Origin of the sequence: Microbacterium sp. LMI12-1-1.1, from assembly GCF_040676455.1 — a bacterium.
Lineage (GTDB): Bacteria > Actinomycetota > Actinomycetes > Actinomycetales > Microbacteriaceae > Microbacterium.
Genome location: NZ_JBEGIA010000001.1, coordinates 1,562,788 through 1,579,182, shown reverse-complemented (window position 1 = coordinate 1,579,182; position 16,395 = coordinate 1,562,788). Strand labels below are relative to the sequence as shown.

Sequence of the window (16,395 nt, the reverse complement as noted above, 5' to 3'; positions counted from 1 at the left end):
CGTAAACGTGATTAATTACCGATGTCAAGAAACTCGATGGAGGAGTTCGAATGGTCAACGGTGAAGGCGCCGTCCAGACGTTGCCGGCCACGGAAGCCGTGCCGGCAGCCGTCCACACGCTGCGAGCGGCAGGGACTGCGCTGGTCGTGGATCTCGCGGGCGCCATGCCCCGCGTGCTGCACTGGGGCGCCGATCTGGGCGCCCTGGACCCGCGGGGGATCGACGCACTGCGCGCGACATCCGTGCCTGCCGTGCTCAACAACTCGCCCGACGTCCCTCGCCTCTTCTCGGTGTGGCCGACGGAGCAGGACGGCTGGGCCGGGACCCCCGCTCAGGCCGGCCACCGCGGCGGCACCGCCACCACCCCGCGCCCGCGGCTCGTGGACGTGGACATCGAACCCGCACGCGACGGCGGCGGACGCATCGCGCTCCGCTTCGACGACGCCGTGGCCGGCACGCGCGCCCGGCTGACCTACCGGCTGGATGCCGCCGGCGTGCTGTCGGTCGACCTGTCGGTGGAGAACCCGGCGGAAGCGGCATCCGCGTATCTGGTCGACGGGCTGCGGGCGCTCGTGCCCGTGCCGGACCGCGCGGGAGAGCTCCTGGACTTCACCGGCAAGTGGTGCCGCGAGCGTGCGCCGCAGCGCCTGCCCTTCTCGTTCGGCACGCACGCCCGCCGCGCGCGCCGCGGAAAGCCCGGCCACGACACACCGTTCCTCCTGGTCGCGGGCACGCCGGCCTTCGGCTTCGCGCACGGCGAGCTGTGGGGCGTTCACCTCGCCTGGAGCGGCGACGGCGAGTACCTCGCCGAGCGGCTTCCCGAGGGCGCCGGGGCGCAGTCCCGCGTCATCGGCGCCGGCGAGCTGCTGCGCTCGGGCGAGGTGGTGCTGCAGCCCGGCGAGCGCTACGACGCCCCGACCGTGCTCTTCACGTGGTCGGACCGCGGGCTCGACGGGCTCTCCGCCCGATTCCACCGCCGGCTCCGCGCTCGCCGCGGTCACCCCGCGACGCCCCGCCCGCTGGTGCTCAACACCTGGGAGGCGGTCTACTTCGACCACGATCTCGACCGCCTCGTCGAGATCGCCGACCGCGCCGCCGAGGTCGGCGTCGAGCGGATCGTGCTCGACGACGGGTGGTTCCGCGGGCGCCGGGACGCGAACGCCGGGCTCGGCGACTGGCTCGTCGACGAGGGGGTGTGGCCCGACGGGCTGGGGCCGTTCGTCGACGCCGTGCGCGAGCGCGGCATGCAGTTCGGACTCTGGTTCGAGCCCGAGATGATCAGCCCCGACTCCGACCTCGCCCGGGACCACCCGGAATGGGTGCTCGCCCCCGGCCAGGGCGCCGGAGCCACCGCCCGCAACCAGCACGTCCTCGACATCGCCAATCCCGACGCCTACGCACTGGTGCTCGAGCGCATCAGCGCGCTGGTCGCCGAGCACGACATCGACTACCTCAAGTGGGACCACAACCGCGACCTCGTCGAACCCGTCGCGCGCCGCGACGGCGGCGACCGGCCCCTCGTGCACGAGCAGACGCTCGCCCTGTACCGGCTGCTGGACGAGCTGCGCACCCGCCACCCGCGCCTCGAGATCGAGACGTGCTCGGGCGGAGGCGGCCGCGTCGACCTCGGCATCCTCGACCGCACCGACCGCGTGTGGGCGTCGGACTGCAACGACCCGGTGGAGCGGGCGCGCATCGAGCGCTGGACGCGCCTCCTGGTGCCGCCCGAGCTCATCGGCTCGCACCTCGGCGCCCGCCGCTCCCACACCACCTCGCGCGAGACCGACCTGTCGTTCCGGCTCGCCGTCGCCCTCACCGCGCACGCGGGCATCGAGACCGATCTGACGGTGTCGGGCGCCGAAGACCTGCACACCATCACCGCCTGGGCGGCGCTGTACCGGGAGCTGCGCGAGCTCATCCACACGGGCGACGTCGTGAACGCCGACCTCGCCGACGACGCGACCATGCTCACCGGCATCGTCGCGGCCGGCGGGGAGCGGGCGCTGTTCACCTGGACCCGCCTCGCCACGTCCGCCGACGGGCAGAGCGGCCGGGTGCGCTTCCCCGGGCTCGACGCCGGATCGGTCTATCGCGTGCGGGTGAGGTCGGAGCTCGGCCCGGCCAGCCGCCACGAGGTGTCGGATCCGGACTGGATGCGTCTGGCGCTGGACGGCGGCATCGAGCTGCCCGGGTCGGTGCTCGGCGTCGCCGGCGTGCCGCTTCCCACCCTCAACCCGCAGCAGGCGCTGCTGTTCGATGTCGAGAGGCTCCCATGAGCCGCTGACGTCCGCTCCACCTTCTGGGAACCTGCGCGTACAGCGGCCACTGGGGCCAGGGCACGCGCGCGGGGTTCACCGTCGAACCCACCGCAGAGAGGAAACCATGGACACCTACGATCGCCATGCCCGCCGGCCACGCCGGCTCGCGGCATTCGCCGTCGGCGCGCTGACCCTCGGGCTCGGCGCCACGGCGGCGTATGCGGCACCGCCGGCGGAGGCATCCGTCTCCCCGGCGACGACCGCGCCCGCCGCCGCGGCGCCCGCCGCCGCGGCGCCGGCGCCCGAGGAAGAGCTCGGCGCCCGGCCCTACATGGGCTGGAGCAGCTACAGCATGCAGGTGTACTCGGGCAGCGGATCGACCTGGATCACCGCCGACCAGATCATCGCCCAGTCCGACGCCATGCACGAGAAGCTGCAGTCGGCGGGCTACGAGTACATCAACATCGATGCCGCGTGGAACGGTGGCACCGACGAGTACGGGCGCCCGACGCCCAGTACGACGCTGTTCCCGAACGGGCTGCAGGCCGTCATCGACCACATCCACGGCAACGGCCAGAAGGTCGGGCTCTACGCGATCCCCGGGATCTCGCCCGAGGTGTACGAGGCCGACCTGCCGATCTACGGCGCCCCCGACTGCTCCACGGGCGACATCGTCAAGCAGCCGATCCAGCAGGCGGACTACTGGAACATCGGCTATCGTCTCGACTTCGCGAACCCGTGCGCCCAGGCGTACGTGGACTCGATCGCCGACATGTTCGGCGAGTGGGGGATCGACTTCCTCAAGTTCGACAGCGTCACGCCCGGGTCGGGAATCGGCGACCTCTCCCTCGATGCCCGCGACGATGTCGCGGCCTGGTCGCAGGCGCTCGAGCGCAACGGCATCTGGTTCGAGCTCTCGTGGGCGCTCGACATCCGCTACGCCGACTACTGGGCAGAGCACGCCCAGGGCTGGCGCGTCGAGTGGGACGTCGAGTGCTACTGCGGCGACGAGGCCCTCACCACCTGGGACAACATCGCCCGCCTCTTCCCGCGTGCGGCCGACTGGTGGCGCTTCGCGGGACCGGATCGCGGCTGGAACGACTTCGACTCGCTCAACGTGGGCAACGGCTCGATGGACGGGCTGACGCGCGACGAGCGGCGCACGGCGACGACGCTCTGGGCGGTCGCGGCCGCGCCGATGTACGTCGGCAACGACATGACGCGGCTCGACGACTACGGCATCGAGCTGCTGACGAACCCTGAGGTCATCGCGGTGAACCAGGCGGGCCGCCCCGCCCACCCCGTGTCGACGGCGACGAAGCAGCAGACCTGGTACGCCATGAACCCCGACGGGTCGGTCACCGTCGCGCTGTTCAACCTCGGTCGGACGGACGCCGACATGAAGGTGTCGTTCGCCGACCTGGGCCTGCAGGGATCCGCGAAGGTGCGCGACCTCTGGGCGCAGAAGAACCTCGGCAGCTTCGACGGCGAGTTCACCGCCGACGACGTCCCGGTGCACGGCACGCGCCTGTTCACCGTCACGCCCGCCAAGGGCGGTGAGATCGCGCTGAACGACGACGACGCGCGTCTGTCGTACGAGGGCGAATGGTCCCGCAACGCGGGCAAGGAGATCGTGGCCACCTCGCAGGCGCTCACCGTGTCGTCGTACGACTCGTCGCAGGGCGGGACGGCGCCCGAGCCCGGTGCGTCGAACGTCGTGGCCGTCAACGACAGCGACTCCGCGATCGCCTACAGCGGCAACTGGGGTCACAGCACGGGCCGCGGGCTGGGCGACTACCAGGACGACGTCCACTACGCCGAGGCCGACGGCGCCGCGTTCGAGTACACGTTCGTCGGCACCGGGATCGACTGGGTGACCGAGACCCACTCATCGCAGGGTGAGGCCGAGGTCTACCTCGACGGCGTGCTGGTCGACACCGTCGACACGTATCTCGACCCGGCACAGGATCGCGGCGTGCAGCAGGTGGTGTACAGCGTGCGCGACCTCGCCGACGGCAGCCACACCATCCGCGTGGTCAAGAAGTCGGGGCAGTTCATGCTGCTCGACCGCCTCGACGTGGTGCAGCAGAGTCTGATCGACGTCGGCGCGGTCGTGTTCGACCGTGCGGCGCCCGCCGGTGCGACGGTCCGCATCCTGCGCGACCCGGGCGAGCTCGAAGGCATCTACCGCGACGGCACCGCGCTGAAGAGCGGGACCGACTACACCGTGGAAGCGGATGCCGTCACCGTCAGCGCGTCGTACCTGTCGACGCTTCCCGACGGCGACACGGCCCTCGACTTCCGGTTCCGCGGCGACCTGCGCGACGACGTCCACTGGACCGAGGACGACGACGCCGCCGTGGAACTGACCTTCCAGGGGACGGCCGTCACGGTGACCGGCCCGACCGCCCCCGACCAGGGCGAGGTCGAGGTCTACCTCGACGGTGCGCTGGTCGACACCGTGGACCTGCACAGCGCCGCGCGGATCACACAGCGCGAGGTCTTCTCGCAGGACGGCCTCGGCAAGGGCGAGCACACGCTGCGGCTCGTGAAGGCGTCGGGCGACGTGCTGCGCGTCGACGCCCTGTCGTACGTGACCAGATGACGTCGGAGTCGTACGTGACCGGCTGACGTCGGAGTCCGGGTGGCGGGGCGGGCGCCCCGTCGCCCGGGCTCAGGCCGGTCGCGCTGGGTCAGGCGTGGTCGCGGGGGTATCGGGCGGGGATGCCGTGCCCTCGTTGAGATCGTGGGCTCTCACCGAGAGCGCACGACGTTCACGTTCGTGACGTGTGCGTTCGGCGAGAGCGTGCGCTGTCGGCGGGGGCGACGGCCGTCAGCCGCCGGCCTCCGGCGCGGGTCGCCCGCGTTCGGCGAGAGCGCATGCTCTCGACGGAGGTCAGGCGCGGTCGCGCGCCTGGCGCAGCCACCGTTCGATGCCCGCGATGTGCACCTGGGCGATCGAGGTGGCGAGCTCCATGTCATGGTCGGCGATCGCGTCGAGGATCGCCCGGTGCTCGGCGAGGGTGCGCTCGACGGCGCCCTCCTGGGTCAGCCCTCGCCACACACGCGCTCGCACCGTCTGGCTGGTGAGGCTGTCCAGCAGGCTGGCGAGGTAGTCGTTGCCGGCGAGTCGCGCGATGGCGCTGTGGAAGCGCACGTCGTGCTCGACCAGGGACTCGATGTCGGTGTCAGGGGCGACGCCGCTGATCTCGGCATCCAGCGTCGCGACGTCGTCCTCGTCCGCCTGCTGCGCCGCCAGACCGGTCGCATGCGACTCGAGCACGCGGCGCACGGCGAAGATCTCGAGCAGCGAGTCGTCGTCGTGGAGGTCGACGACGAACGAGATCGCCTCGAGGAGCAGCTTCGGTTCGAGGCTCGTGACGTACGTGCCGTCGCCGCGCCGCACGTCGAGCACCCGGATGACCTCGAGAGCCTTCACGGCCTCGCGCATAGAGCTGCGCGAGAGGCCCAGACGCTCGGCGAGATCCTTCTCGGGAGGCAGGCGCGACCCGGGGGCGAGCTCGCCGCGCACGATCATGTCCTTGATCTTCTCGATCGCTTCGTCGGTGACGGCCACGCGCCCATCATAGACATCGGATGTCATCCGGTCGGGATGCCGCGGCAAGGACGCGTCGGCGTCACAATGGAGGCATGCGAGTCGTGGACGGACACCTCCATCTCTGGGACCCCGAGGTCCTGACCTACGAGTGGCTGGAGGGACCGCTGCTCCGATCATTCGGACCCGACGAGCTCGATCTCGCCTTGCAGGACGCGCCCGACGACGACTTCGGCTTCGTGTTCGTCCAGGCGGAGTGCACGCCGGAGCAGTCGGTCGCCGAGGTCGACTGGGTCGCGTCGCTGGCACCGCGCGTGCCGCTGCGCGGCATCGTCGCGCGCGCGCCGCTCGAGGACCCCGCAGCGACCGACGAGCACCTCGCGGCGTACGAGAGCAGACCGCTCGTGGTCGGGGTGCGCCGCCTGCTGCAGTCCGAGCCCGACGGCTTCTCGGCGGCGCAGGGCTTCCGTGACGCCGCGCGGGCGGTGGCGGCGGCCGGTCTCACGTTCGACGCGTGCGTGCGCTGGAGCCAGCTGTCCGACGTGATCGCCCTGGCCGATGCGGTGCCCGAGCTCACGATCGTGCTCGACCACCTCGGCAAGCCGCCGGTCGGATCGGCGGATGCCGCGGCCCCCGCAGAAGGCACGCCGTGGGCGACGGAGCTGCACAGGCTCGCCCGGCGTCACAATGTCGTCTGCAAGCTGTCGGGACTGCCCGCGGAGTCGCAGGGAGAGTGGACCGCCGCACAGCTGCGCCCGTTCCTCGACGTCGCACTGGACGCCTTCGGCCCGCACCGCCTCCTGTTCGGCGGCGACTGGCCGGTCTCGGGTCCGTATGGCCGCTGGGTCGAGACCGTGTCGTCGTGGGTCACGGACCGGCTCGGCGAGGACGACCGCGAGGCCGTGCTCGCCTCGAACGCCGAGCGGGTCTATCGCCTCGCCTGAGCGCCCCACCCGCCCACCCCGTCGCCGCTCCACGGAGTCTCCGGGCGTTCACTTGCGCTGAACGTACGGCTCGGCGGGCGTTTCGCGTACATTCAGCGCAAGTGAGCGGAGAGACGACGGGGTCAGGAGCTGCGGGCTGACGCGGACGCACGGGCTGACGCGGATGCACGGGCGGACCCGCGGGCAACCGCGCGGGCCTCAGGACCCGGCCGGGTTGACCCGCGGGGCAACCGCGCGGGCCTCAGGACCCGGCCGGGCGGAGGCGGAGGGGCGACATCCCGCCGTCCACCTCGATGTAGGTGCCCGTGGTCGAGCCGGCGCGGGGGCTCACGAGGTAGAGCACGGCGCCGGCGACCTCGTCGGCCGAGACGAGGCGCCCGTGCGGCTGCCGGGCCTCAAGCGCTGCGCGCTCTCCAGCCGGGTCGGGCGCGCTGGCGAGCAGGCGGCCGATCCACGGGGTGTCGGCTGTGCCCGGGTTGACGGCGTTGACGCGGATGCCCTCGCGCAGGTGGTCGGCCGCCATCGCCCTGGTGAGCGACAGCACCGCCCCCTTCGACGCGCTGTACAGCGCGCGCTGCGGGAGGCCCGCGGTCGCGGCGATCGACGACGTGTTGCAGATGGCCGCGGCGGGCGACTGCCGCAGCCACGGCAGCGCCGCGGCGCTCACGCGCGCGATCCCCGTGACGTTGATCGACAGCACGCGCGCCCACTCGTCGTCGTCGTTCGCGGCGACGTCGCCCTGCGCGCCGATGCCGGCGTTGTTGACGAGGATGTCGATGCGGCCGAACCGTTCGGCCACGGCAGCGATCGCGTCCTCGACGCCGGCGCGGTCCGACACGTCGGCGGCGAACGCGGCGAACCGCGGGTCGGCGCCCGAGGTGTCGCGGTCGAGCACGGCGACCTCGGCGCCTTCGTCGGCCAGTGCGCTTGCGATCGCGGCGCCGATGCCCGAGGCGCCCCCGGTGACGACGGCGACGAGTCCGTCCAGCTGTCCGGTCATCGTGCTGCCTCCCATGCCACGAACTCCTGGCGCTGGGCGCCCACACCCTCGATCTCGATGTCGACGATGTCACCCGGTGCGAGATACGGGAAGCGCCCCGACAGGGCGACGCCCTGCGGGGTCCCGGTCAGCACGAGGTCGCCAGGCTCGAGCGTGAGGAACTGCGAGAGGTGCCACACGATGTGGTCGACCGGGAAGATCATGTCGGCCGTCGACGAGTCCTGGCGCGGCTCGCCGTTGACGCGGCTCTGCAGCCGCAGCGCCTGCGGGTCGACCTCGTCGGGCGTGACCAGCCACGGGCCGGTCGGGTTGAACCCGGGCGCGCACTTGCCCTTGGACCACTGCCCGCCCGACACCTCGAGCTGGAACGTCCGCTCCGACACGTCGTTGGCGGTGACGAAGCCGGCGATGTGGTCCGCCGCCTGCGCGGGGGAGTCCAGGTACGCGGCGCGGCGTCCGATGACGATGCCGAGCTCGACCTCCCAGTCGGTCTTCTCGCTGCCCCGGGGGATCGTGACGGCGTCGTTCGGACCGACGACGGTGTTCGGGGTCTTGAGGAACATCACCGGGATGCTCGGCGGGGTCGCCCCGGACTCCGCGGCGTGGGCGGCGTAGTTCATGCCGATGCACACGACGGCGCTCGGCCGCGCGATGGGGGCGCCGATGCGGAGCGCGTCGGCGCCCGGCAGCTCGGGCAGGAGCCCCGCGGCGATCGCGGCGGACGTGCGGCCGACGGGATCGTCGGCGAGGAAGCTGCCGTCGACATCGGATGTGAGCGGGCGCAGATCGAGGCGACGATCGCCGTCGAGGACGACGGGGATCTCGCTACCGGACTCGCCGAGGCGCGCGAACTTCATTGCTCTCCTGGATTCTCCGTGCGGGGCGGCGTCGATGCCGTCGCGGCCCGCGGGGCGTGATTGACAGTATAGACATCGGATGTTTACACTGCGAGCGGTTCGACTTCCGGACCGCGAACTGCAGGAGACCGCCCCGTGAGCCGCATCGTCGCCTTCGAGACGACAGACATCCGATTCCCCACCTCGCTCAGCCTCGACGGCTCCGATGCGATGAACCACGATCCCGACTACTCCGCCGCGTACCTCCGGATCGTGACGGATGCCGCCGACGGCGTCAGCGGGCACGCCTTCGTGTTCACGATCGGGCGCGGCAACGACGTGCAGGTCGCGGCGCTCGACGCGCTCGCCGGGCATCTGGTCGGCCGCGAGGTGGAGCTGCTCCTCGACGACATGGGCGCGACCAACCGCGAGCTCATCGGCGACTCGCAGCTGCGCTGGCTCGGCCCCGAGAAGGGCGTCATGCACATGGCGATCGGCGCGGTCGTCAACGCGCTGTGGGACATCAAGGCCAAGCGTGCAGGCCTCCCGCTCTGGCAGCTGCTCTCGCGCATGAGCCCCGAAGAGATCGTGGCCCTCGTCGACTTCCGCTACCTCACGAACGCCCTCACGCCCGCGGATGCCCTGCAGATCCTCCGCGACGCCGAGCCGGGCCGCGCCGAGCGCGAGCAGGAGCTCCTCGCCACGGGTTTCCCGGCGTACACGACGAGCCCCGGCTGGCTCGGCTACTCCGACGAGAAGCTCGCGCGGCTGTGCCGCGAGGCGATCGCCGACGGCTTCGGCCAGATCAAGCTCAAGGTGGGCGCCGACCTCGACGACGACGTCCGCCGCCTCCGCGTCGCCCGCGAGGTGTGCGGACCCGACTTCCCGATCGCCATCGACGCGAACCAGCGCTGGGAGGTGTCGGAGGCGATCGCGTGGGTGAACGCGCTCGCCGAGTTCGGCATCGCCTGGATCGAGGAGCCCACGAGCCCTGACGACGTGCTCGGCCACGCCGAGATCGCCCGGGGCGTCGCGCCGGTGCGCGTGGCGACGGGCGAGCACGCGCAGAACCGCGTGATCTTCAAGCAGCTGCTGCAGGCGGACGCCATCGCCGTCATGCAGATCGACGCCGCGCGCGTCGGCGGCGTCAACGAGAACATCGCCAACCTGCTGCTCGCGGCGAAGTTCGGTGTGCCGGTGTGCCCGCACGCCGGCGGCGTGGGGCTCTGCGAGGCGGTGCAGCACCTGTCGATGTTCGACTTCGTGGCGGTGAGCGGCAGCCGCGAGGGCCGCATGATCGAGTACGTCGATCACCTGCACGAGCACTTCGTCGTGCCGACCGACGTGCACGGCGGCGTCTACCGCGCCCCGCTCGCGCCGGGGATCGGCATGGAGATGAAGGCGGCCAGTCGCGCCGCGTACGAGTTCGGGAGCACGGATGCCGCGGCCTGACCCGACCGGCTCCGACGCCCCCGCGCTGACGCGCCTCGGCTACGGCGCGGCGAACGTCGGCAACCTCTTCCGCGAGCTCACCGACGATCAGGCGTGGGCCATCCTCGATGCGGCCTGGGAGAGCGGCATCCGCTACTTCGACACCGCCCCTCACTACGGCCTCGGTCTCTCGGAGCGGCGGCTCGGCGCGTTCCTGCGGACGAAGCCCCGCGACGAGTTCGTGATCTCGACGAAGGCGGGGCGGCTGCTGCGTCCGAACCCCGACGACGACGGCGGACTGGACCTCGCCGCGGACTTCCACGTGCGCACGACGCTGCGCCGCGAGTGGGACTTCTCCGAGGCCGGCATCCGCGCGAGCCTCGACGAATCGCTCGAACGTCTCGGGATCGACCGCATCGATATCCTGTACCTGCACGACCCCGAGCGCCACGACCTCGACCTCGCGCTGCAGGAGGCCTTCCCGGCTCTCGAGCAGCTCCGGGCGGAGGGCGCCGTCGACGCCATCGGCATCGGCTCGATGACCGCCGACGCGCTCGCCGCGGGCGTTCGCGGCGCCGATCTCGACCTCATCATGATCGCTGGCCGCTACACGCTGCTCGAGCAGCCGGCCGCCGACGAGGTGCTGCCGGCGTGCCACGAGCGCGGGACCGGCGTGGTCGCGGCATCCGTCTTCAACTCCGGTCTGCTGGCGAAGGACGAGCCCACGCGCGACGACCGGTACGAGTACGGACGGATGCCGGAGCCGCTGTGGCAGCACCTGCAGCGCATCGTCGCGGTCTGCCGCGCTCACGACGTGCCGCTGCCGGCCGCCGCGGTGCAGTTCGCGCTGCGGGACCCGGCCGTCCGCTCGGTCGTCGTGGGCGGGAGCCGACCCGAGCAGCTGCGCCGCAACGCCGAGCTCATGGAGGTCGACATCCCGGGCGGCCTGTGGGACGATCTGGCCGCCGAAGGCCTCATCCGCTGACGAAAGGGAATCCCATGCTCGAGGGCATCCACCCGCTGCTGACGGGGGAGCTGCTGCTGCACCTGGACCGGATGGGCCACTCCGACGCCGTCGTGATCGCCGACGCGCACTTTCCGGCGTGGGCGATCGGCGCGCGCGTCGTGGACCTGCCCGGGACGACCACGCCCGAGGTGGTGGCCGCCGTGCGCACGGTGCTGCCGCTCGACGATGCGCCCGCGCTCGACCTCATGGCGTCGGCTGACGGCGAGGTGCTCGACGTGCAGCGCGAGCTCGCCGCCGCGGCAGGCACGGATGCCCCGCGCTACGTCGACCGGTTCGAGTACTACGAGCAGGCGAAGCGCGCGTACCTCATCCTGCGCACGGGCGAGACCCGCAAGTACGGCAACGCGCTGCTGCGCAAGGGCGTCGTCGGGCACCCGTCCGCCGGCTGACCCTCCCCGGGCTGACCGTCCGCCAGGTGAACGGCGGCGGTCTCAGCCGTTGAGGCCGAACAGGTCCAGCGGGTGCGTCAGCCGCCACCACGGCGACGGGTCGGTGATGTCGGCGGCGAGCTGCAGGTCGACCGTGGTGTCGTCGAGCGGTCCGGTCACGCTGAGGGAGCCGACCGCGTCGCCCGCATCGCGGCTCTCGCCGAGGTGGTAGGTCGTGGCGACGGTGCCGCTGCCGCCGTTCCACAGGACCACCGACGCGTCGCCCGACGTCACGATGTCCACCTCGTCGCCCCACAGGGTCTCGACCTGTCCGGCGACGGTGTTCGCCGTCACCGAGGGCTTCAGCTGCAGCTCGCTCTCGAGCTGTGCGTACAGCGCGCGGGACGCGGCGAGACGGCTCTCGTCGTCGGGCTGTCCGAGCACCGACGCGTAGAGGCGCACCGTCGTGTCGCCGATCGTGACGTCCTTCGCCGACAGCAGGTTCCAGGAGTCGAGCGTCCCGGTCTTCAGGCCCACGACACCCGGGTCGGCGAGCAGCCCGTTGGTGTTCTCGACGAGCCCGGCACCGGGCAGGTCGACGGACTGCTTCGCGACGATCTCGGCGATCACCGGGTTCGCGAGGGCCTTCTGCGCGAGCACGACGAGGGTCTCAGGGCTCGCGGTGTTGCGCGGGTCCATCCCCGTCGGCTCGTAGACGGTCACACCGGGGACGCCGTGCGTGGAGAGCCAGGACGAGGCCGCCGAGGCGAAGACGGCATCCGACGGCCAGATGCTCTGCGCCAGGCGGTCGGCGTAGTTGTTCGCCGAGCCGACCAGCATGCCCTCGAGCATCTGGTACTCGGTGAGCGAGCCGCCGGCGGGCACGTTCAGCGCGGACTCGCCGTTGCTGAGGTACTGCCAGTAGCGGGAGCGATCCGCCGAGGTGAAGCGGTACTCGGGACCCTGCTCGCCGAGCGCGAGCGGCATCTCCTCGAGGACGACCAGGGCGGTCACGAGCTTGGTGACGCTGGCGATGGAGTCGGGATCCGCCGTCGTGGCCAGTGTCCCCGAGATGCCTCCGACCGCTTCGGCCGCGCTGCCCTGCGCGGGCCACACCGGCGCCGCGGCGGGGGCCGCGACCGGCTGGACCTCCATGGCGGTGACCGTGGGTGCGACGGCGTGCAGCGGCCACAGCAGCGTCGTCCCCGCATACGCGCCGAGCACGGCCGCGATCGCGAGGGTGGGAACCACGACGCCGGCGCGCAGCGGCGAGCGCCGCGGCGCGTCGGAGAGCAGGTCGGCGTCGACCGTGACGTAGGGGGTGGCCGCGGCGGTCAGATCGCCGGGAGCGGCGCCGAGGCCCACGGCCGTCTCATCGACCCACGCGAGCGCGGTTCGTCCGCCGCCCGCCGCGGGGCGCGCATCCTCGGCGACCGGGACGTCGGCGAGGGCGTCGTGGCCCGCGGGATCCCAGGTGGCGACGGGGACCGACGGCTCGGGAAGGAGCCCGGGGATGACCGGCCCGGTCTGCGCGTCCGAATCGAACAGGGGCATCGTCGGCGCGATCGCCGTCGGGCTGTCGCCGAGCGGCACCGTGGCGATGGTCGGCGCAACGGTGGGCACATCGACGGGGGCGGTGGTGCTGCCCGGGTGCACGATGTCAGCCTCACCGGTGGCGACGGTCAGGATGCCGCCTTCCGGGGCACCGGCCGAAGCCGGGGTCGGCACGGCACCGGTCTGCGCCCGGCGCGCGCGACGCGTGGGCACGGGGGTGTCGTCCGGAGTCACCCCCTCAAAATACCCGTCATCGCGGCGGTATACTCAACGCCATAACCACGGGAGTCCGGTGAGCCGGGCTGAGAGGAAGCGATCCACGCTTCGACCGTCGAACCTGATCCGGATCATGCCGGCGCAGGGAGGAGTTCACATGCACACGTCCGCGTCCGCATCCACCCCCGTTGCGGCCACCCCTTCGGGCCCCCGCAGCCTGCGCTGGCGAGTCGTCGATATCGTCGTCGCGGCGGTGCTCGGCGTCGCCATCGGCCTCGTCTTCTGGGCCTGGAACACCGTCGGCTACGCCTGGTTCATCGCCATGGACGGCCTGACGCCCGGCCTCGGCGGACTCGCCGTCGGCATCTGGCTGATCGGCGGCGTCATCGGCGGTCTCGTCATCCGCAAGCCCGGTGCGGCACTCCTCGTCGAGGTGATCGCCGCGATCGTGTCGATGCTCATCGGCAACGTGTGGGGCGTGTCCACCCTGCTGTCGGGCCTGGTCCAGGGTCTCGGCGCCGAGCTGATCTTCGCCCTCTTCCTCTACCGCCGTTTCACCCTGCCTGTCGCGATGCTGGCCGGTGCGGGCGCCGCCGCCGGCGCCTGGGTGTTCGAGCTGTTCTACGGCAGCTCGCCGAACATCCTGAAGACGCTCGAGTTCAACGTCATCTACCTCGTCTCGCTCGTCGTCTCGGGTGCCGTGCTCGCGGGTGTCGTCGGCTGGCTCGCCGTCCGCGGGCTCGCCGCCACCGGTGCGCTCAACCGCTTCGCGGCAGGACGCGAAGCGCGCCGCGAGGTCTGACGATGGCCTCGACCCGTCCGGCCCGCCTCACGGCGGACGGCTGGGGATGGCGCTACGCAGGCCGGCGCGCGCCCGCCGTCCGCGACGTGTCGTTCACGATCGAGCCGGGGGAGCGCGTGCTGCTGCTCGGTGCCTCGGGTGCCGGCAAGTCGACGCTCCTCGCCGGCATGGCGGGCCTTCTCGGCGGGGCCGACGAGGGCGATGAGACGGGATCGCTGCTGATCGACGGCGAGCGGCCGGAGGCCCACCGCGGGCGCGTCGGGCTCGTGCTGCAGGATCCCGATTCGGGCGTCGTGCTGTCGAAGGTCGGCGACGACGTGGCCTTCGGCTGCGAGAACCTCGGGGTGCCGGCGGCCGAGATCCCCGCCCGCGTCGCCGAGGCGCTCGAGGCCGTCGGGCTCGACGTCCCGCTCGCGCGGCCGACGAAGGCGCTGTCGGGCGGGCAGAAGCAGCGGCTCGCGCTCGCCGGCGTGCTCGCGATGCGACCCGGCGTGCTGCTGCTCGACGAGCCGACCGCGAATCTCGATCCCGACGGCGTCCGCGAGGTGCGCGCGAGCATCGAGCACGCTCTCGCCGAGACGGGGGCGACGCTCGTGGTGATCGAGCACCGCACGGCCGTCTGGGCCGACCTGATGGACCGTGTGCTCGTCGTCGGCGCCGACGGCGGCCTCCTCGCCGACGGCACTCCGGCCGAGGTGTTCGCCCGTCACGGTGCGGAGCTCGCCGCCGCGGGCGTGTGGGTGCCGGGTCGCCCCGTCGACCTGCCCGTCCTGCCCGCGGCGCCGGCCGCCGCCGCGGCGGCGGTGGCGGCATCCGCTCTCTCGATCTCCCGCGATGGCCGCACCGTCGTGCGGGCGGGGCTGGATCTCAGCGTGCCGCGCGGGGCGGCGACGGTGATCACCGGGCCCAACGGCGCCGGCAAGTCCACCCTCGCGCTGACGCTCGCGGGGCTCCTGCCCGAGGCGGCGGGCGAGGTCGTCGCGGCGCCGGAGCTCGCCGGCCGCTCGGGCCGCCGCCCGTCGCGGTGGTCCTCGCGCGAGCTGCTGACCCGCATCGGCACAGTGTTCCAGGAGCCGGAGCATCAGTTCCTCGCCTCGACCGTGCGCGACGAGCTCGCGATCGGGCCGCGCTCGCGCGGCGTGGCCGCGGACGCCGTCGGCCTGATCGTCGACGAGCTGCTCGAGCGACTGCACCTCGCGCCGCTCGCCGCCGCGAACCCCTTCACGCTGTCGGGGGGACAGAAGCGCCGGCTCTCGGTCGCGACCGTGCTCGCCGACGCACCGCCCGTCATCGTGCTCGACGAGCCGACGTTCGGCCAGGACCGCCGCGGCTGGATCGAGCTCGTGCAGCTGCTGCAGTCCGAGATCGCCGCCGGCACGACCGTCGTCGCCGTCACGCACGACGAAGACGTGCTGCACCATCTCGGCGGCCACCGCATCGATCTCGGTGCGGGGCCCGCAGTCCCGGAGGCCCCATCCGGCGCACCCAGGCGCTCGCGGCCGGTGGGGGTGCGGTCGTGACCGCCGTCGACGCCCGTACCGACGCGCATGACGTCGGTGCCGAGCGGGCGGCCTGGCTCGACGGCGTCAACCCGGTGACCAAGATCGTGCTCGCGCTGCTGCTGTCGGTGGCGCTGCTCGCGTCGATCGACGTGACGAGCGCCCTCGTGGCCATCGCGCTGCAGCTCGCCTGCATCCCGCTGACCGGTCTCGGAGCCATGACCGTCCTGATGCGGATGCTGCCGATCCTCGTCTTCGCCCCTGTCGCGGGCATCAGCATGCTGCTGTATGCCGAGCCGGGCGGAACGGTCTACTGGTCGTTCTGGTACGCCACGATCAGCGACGACTCGATCGCTCTCGCCGTCGCGGTGTGCCTGCGCGTGCTCGCCCTCGCCCTGCCGACGATCCTGCTGTTCGGCCGCACCGACCCCACCGAGCTCGCCGACGCCCTCGCGCAGGTCGCGAAGCTGCCGAGCCGCTTCGTGCTCGGGGTGCTCGCCGGCACGCGCACGCTGGGCCTCTTCCTCGACGACTGGCGCAGCATGGGCCTCGCGCGCCGCGCGCGCGGCGTGGGCGACAGCGGCGCGATCCGGCGCTTCTTCTCCATGGCGTTCGTGCTGCTCGTGTTCGCCGTGCGGCGCGGCACCAAGCTCGCGATGGCGATGGAGGCGCGCGGCTTCGGCTCCGGCATCCCGCGCACGTGGTCACGTCCCTCGCGGCTCCACCCCCGCGACCTGGTGGCGCTGCTCGGCGCCGCCGCGATCATGGCCGTGGCGATCGCCGCCGCGGTCGCCGCCGGCACGTTCCGGTTCGTGTGGTCCTGAGTCGGGCCGGCTCCTGCGGTCCAGGTTCCGCGGTGTCTGGGATGCCGGATGCTGCGCTTTCCGGACCGCACCGCGCGCGC

General features: G+C 72.4%; 13 protein-coding genes and 1 riboswitch. Of the genes, 9 read left to right on the top strand and 4 right to left on the bottom strand.

Features of this window, described 5'->3' with window-relative positions; all coding sequences use genetic code 11:
* The first annotated feature begins 50 nt into the window (after positions 1 to 50).
* Together MRBLMI12_RS07365 and MRBLMI12_RS07360 are read left to right on the top strand one after the other, a co-directional pair.
* On the top strand, positions 51 to 2,276 hold the full coding sequence (locus tag MRBLMI12_RS07365) for an alpha-galactosidase (protein WP_363355227.1): 2,226 nt from the start codon (positions 51 to 53) through the stop codon (positions 2,274 to 2,276).
* Between the two features lie 106 nt (positions 2,277 to 2,382).
* Positions 2,383 to 4,863 carry a X2-like carbohydrate binding domain-containing protein gene (locus MRBLMI12_RS07360; protein WP_363355225.1) on the top strand — a complete coding sequence of 827 codons (2,481 nt, stop codon included), beginning with the start codon at positions 2,383 to 2,385 and terminating at the stop codon, positions 4,861 to 4,863.
* A gap of 291 nt (positions 4,864 to 5,154) precedes the next feature.
* Here the strand turns inward: MRBLMI12_RS07360 and MRBLMI12_RS07355 are convergent, their stop codons facing one another.
* Positions 5,155 to 5,835, bottom strand: a complete 681-nt coding sequence (locus MRBLMI12_RS07355; RefSeq protein WP_363355223.1) for a FadR/GntR family transcriptional regulator — start codon at positions 5,833 to 5,835, stop codon at positions 5,155 to 5,157.
* A 74-nt stretch (positions 5,836 to 5,909) separates the two neighbouring features.
* Here MRBLMI12_RS07355 and MRBLMI12_RS07350 point away from each other — a divergent pair, with 74 nt between their 5' ends.
* Entirely contained in the window at positions 5,910 to 6,758 is an 849-nt protein-coding gene (locus MRBLMI12_RS07350) for an amidohydrolase family protein (protein WP_363355221.1), read from the top strand.
* 241 nt (positions 6,759 to 6,999) lie between these two features.
* Here MRBLMI12_RS07350 and MRBLMI12_RS07345 read toward each other — a convergent pair whose 3' ends face one another.
* Both MRBLMI12_RS07345 and MRBLMI12_RS07340 read right to left on the bottom strand, forming a co-directional pair.
* Entirely contained in the window at positions 7,000 to 7,758 is a 759-nt protein-coding gene (locus MRBLMI12_RS07345; RefSeq protein ID WP_363355219.1) for an SDR family NAD(P)-dependent oxidoreductase, read from the bottom strand.
* On the bottom strand, positions 7,755 to 8,615 hold the full coding sequence (locus MRBLMI12_RS07340) for a fumarylacetoacetate hydrolase family protein (RefSeq protein WP_363355217.1): 861 nt from the start codon (positions 8,613 to 8,615) through the stop codon (positions 7,755 to 7,757). Before MRBLMI12_RS07340 ends, MRBLMI12_RS07345 begins: the two co-directional genes overlap by 4 nt.
* A 135-nt stretch (positions 8,616 to 8,750) precedes the next feature.
* On the opposite strand from MRBLMI12_RS07340, the gene MRBLMI12_RS07335 reads away from it, so the two are divergent.
* Genes MRBLMI12_RS07335 through MRBLMI12_RS07325 form a run of 3 tightly spaced genes read left to right on the top strand, consistent with a single transcriptional unit; the run spans position 8,751 to position 11,441 of the window.
* Positions 8,751 to 10,046 (top strand): enolase C-terminal domain-like protein, encoded by a 1,296-nt coding sequence (locus MRBLMI12_RS07335; RefSeq protein WP_363355215.1) that lies wholly within the window; start codon positions 8,751 to 8,753, stop codon positions 10,044 to 10,046.
* Complete coding sequence (locus tag MRBLMI12_RS07330) at positions 10,033 to 11,010, top strand: aldo/keto reductase (RefSeq protein ID WP_363355213.1); 978 nt, start codon at positions 10,033 to 10,035, stop codon at positions 11,008 to 11,010. Before MRBLMI12_RS07335 ends, MRBLMI12_RS07330 begins: the two co-directional genes overlap by 14 nt.
* Before the next feature lie 14 nt (positions 11,011 to 11,024).
* Positions 11,025 to 11,441: an RbsD/FucU family protein gene (locus tag MRBLMI12_RS07325; RefSeq protein ID WP_363355211.1), complete on the top strand. Its 417-nt coding sequence runs from the start codon at positions 11,025 to 11,027 to the stop codon at positions 11,439 to 11,441.
* Between the two features lie 42 nt (positions 11,442 to 11,483).
* Here the strand turns inward: MRBLMI12_RS07325 and MRBLMI12_RS07320 are convergent, their stop codons facing one another.
* Complete coding sequence (locus tag MRBLMI12_RS07320; protein ID WP_363355209.1) at positions 11,484 to 13,208, bottom strand: D-alanyl-D-alanine carboxypeptidase family protein; 1,725 nt, start codon at positions 13,206 to 13,208, stop codon at positions 11,484 to 11,486.
* Positions 13,209 to 13,245: 37 nt separating this feature from the next.
* A riboswitch (TPP riboswitch) is annotated at positions 13,246 to 13,357 on the top strand.
* Here MRBLMI12_RS07320 and MRBLMI12_RS07315 point away from each other — a divergent pair.
* From MRBLMI12_RS07315 to MRBLMI12_RS07305, 3 genes are all read left to right on the top strand, one after another.
* Complete coding sequence (locus MRBLMI12_RS07315; protein WP_363355207.1) at positions 13,348 to 13,992, top strand: ECF transporter S component; 645 nt, start codon at positions 13,348 to 13,350, stop codon at positions 13,990 to 13,992. (Overlaps the previous riboswitch by 10 nt.)
* 2 nt (positions 13,993 to 13,994) lie before the next feature.
* On the top strand, positions 13,995 to 15,512 hold the full coding sequence (locus tag MRBLMI12_RS07310) for an ABC transporter ATP-binding protein (RefSeq protein WP_363355205.1): 1,518 nt from the start codon (positions 13,995 to 13,997) through the stop codon (positions 15,510 to 15,512).
* Positions 15,509 to 16,315 (top strand): energy-coupling factor transporter transmembrane component T family protein, encoded by an 807-nt coding sequence (locus MRBLMI12_RS07305; RefSeq protein WP_363355203.1) that lies wholly within the window; start codon positions 15,509 to 15,511, stop codon positions 16,313 to 16,315. The genes MRBLMI12_RS07310 and MRBLMI12_RS07305 overlap by 4 nt, the downstream gene beginning before the upstream one ends.
* Positions 16,316 to 16,395: the final 80 nt, after the last annotated feature.

Coding starts and splice junctions, on each gene's coding strand:
- MRBLMI12_RS07365 (WP_363355227.1), top strand. CDS start 51: ATGGTCAACGGTGAAGGCGCCGTCCAGACGTTGCCGGCCACGGAAGCC.
- MRBLMI12_RS07360 (WP_363355225.1), top strand. CDS start 2,383: ATGGACACCTACGATCGCCATGCCCGCCGGCCACGCCGGCTCGCGGCA.
- MRBLMI12_RS07350 (WP_363355221.1), top strand. CDS start 5,910: ATGCGAGTCGTGGACGGACACCTCCATCTCTGGGACCCCGAGGTCCTG.
- MRBLMI12_RS07345 (WP_363355219.1), bottom strand. CDS start 7,758: ATGACCGGACAGCTGGACGGACTCGTCGCCGTCGTCACCGGGGGCGCC.
- MRBLMI12_RS07340 (WP_363355217.1), bottom strand. CDS start 8,615: ATGAAGTTCGCGCGCCTCGGCGAGTCCGGTAGCGAGATCCCCGTCGTC.
- MRBLMI12_RS07330 (WP_363355213.1), top strand. CDS start 10,033: ATGCCGCGGCCTGACCCGACCGGCTCCGACGCCCCCGCGCTGACGCGC.
- MRBLMI12_RS07325 (WP_363355211.1), top strand. CDS start 11,025: ATGCTCGAGGGCATCCACCCGCTGCTGACGGGGGAGCTGCTGCTGCAC.
- MRBLMI12_RS07315 (WP_363355207.1), top strand. CDS start 13,348: ATGCACACGTCCGCGTCCGCATCCACCCCCGTTGCGGCCACCCCTTCG.
- MRBLMI12_RS07310 (WP_363355205.1), top strand. CDS start 13,995: ATGGCCTCGACCCGTCCGGCCCGCCTCACGGCGGACGGCTGGGGATGG.